Here is a 1,348-nt window from a genome sequence, read left to right as displayed (position 1 = left end):
AACCAGGTCCAGCCGCCCCGCCTGGAGCGCGGGCACCAGTCCGAACAGCAGCGTGGTCAGCACGGCCAGTCCCGCGGTGAAGGCCAGCACGGGGCCATCCAACGACACCTCGTCGATGCGGGGAATGTCCCGAGGCCCCCACGTGGCCAGCGCGTCCAGTGCCCACATCGCCACCAGCAACCCCACGGCCGTGCCCAGGCCGGCGAGCACGCCGCACTCCACCAACAGCTCGCGCGCGATGCGGCCACGGCTCGCGCCCAGGGCGATGCGCACGGAGACCTCCCCCTCACGCGAGGCCGCGCGCGCCAGGAGAAGGTGCGTGAGGTTCGCGCACGCGATGAGCAACACCAACCCCACCGCGCCCAGCATCATCAAGAGCGACGGACGGACGTTGCCCACCAGCATGTCGCGCAGCGGCTCCACGCGCGCGTCCTTGCCTTCGTTCGTCTGGGGGTACTGCTCCGCCAGACGGTGGGCGATGGCGGAGAGCTCGGTGCGCGCGGACGCCAGCGCCACGTCCGGGCCCAGCCGGCCGTACACCTCCAGCCAGTGCGCCCCGCGCCCCTCGGGCTTCGTCATGCCCTCTTCCCAGCGCAGCGGGAGCCACAGCTCAGAGCGGGAGGGGAAGTCGAAGCCCGGCGCCATCACCCCCACCACCGTCCACGGCTCGGGAGTGCCCAGGTCCACCGAGCGCCCCAGCACGGCGGCGCTCCCACCGAAGCGCCGCTGCCACAGCGCATGGGAGAGCACCGCCACCTTCGGCGCGCCGGGCTGGACGTCATCGGGATGAAGCGCGCGTCCCATTTCCACGCGCGCGCCCAGCAGCGGGAAGAAGTCGCCCGTCACCATCCCCGCCTGCACCTTCTCCGGCGAGGTGTCCGCGCTGTCCGCCGCCAGCGTCAGCGTCACGGACGACACCGCGGACAAGCCGTCCAACGTGCGGCTCTGCTCTCGCAGGTCCATGAAGTCCAGCACGGAGGTGGGCCCCGGCCCCTGCTTCCGCTGGCTGTACACGTGCACCAGGCTCGCGTCGTCGTGCATGGGCAGCGGACGCAGCAGCACGGCATTCACCACGCTGAAGATGGAGACGTTGGCGCCAATCCCAAGCGCGAGCGTGACCACCGCGACCAGCGTGAAGGTGGGACTGCCACGAAGGCGACGCAGCGCGAAGCGGAGGTCCTGGCCCAGGGTCATCGTCATGTCCAGGACGCCTGAGCATGCCGCGTGCCACCCCCGGCGTACAGGCCCTCTGGACGAAGCGAGAAGCCCGGCTGCGCGTGCGTGGGAATCGGAGTCCCGCATCCGGACATCCCGCGCGCTTCCACGTGTCGTTTCTCCCACCCTGCCC

At 71.3% G+C, this 1,348-nt stretch carries 1 protein-coding gene; it reads right to left on the bottom strand.

The window, feature by feature from the left end:
* Positions 1-1,200: ABC transporter permease (locus G4D87_RS37810; RefSeq protein ID WP_240358939.1), on the bottom strand; the 1,200-nt coding region annotated here is incomplete at its 3' end.
* Between the last annotated feature and the right edge of the window lie 148 nt (positions 1,201-1,348).

Source organism: Myxococcus vastator (assembly GCF_010894475.1).
In the GTDB taxonomy this organism is placed as follows: Bacteria; Myxococcota; Myxococcia; order Myxococcales; family Myxococcaceae; genus Myxococcus; species Myxococcus vastator.
Note: the sequence above shows the minus strand (reverse complement) of the source record. Positions and strands in the feature narration are given on the sequence as shown.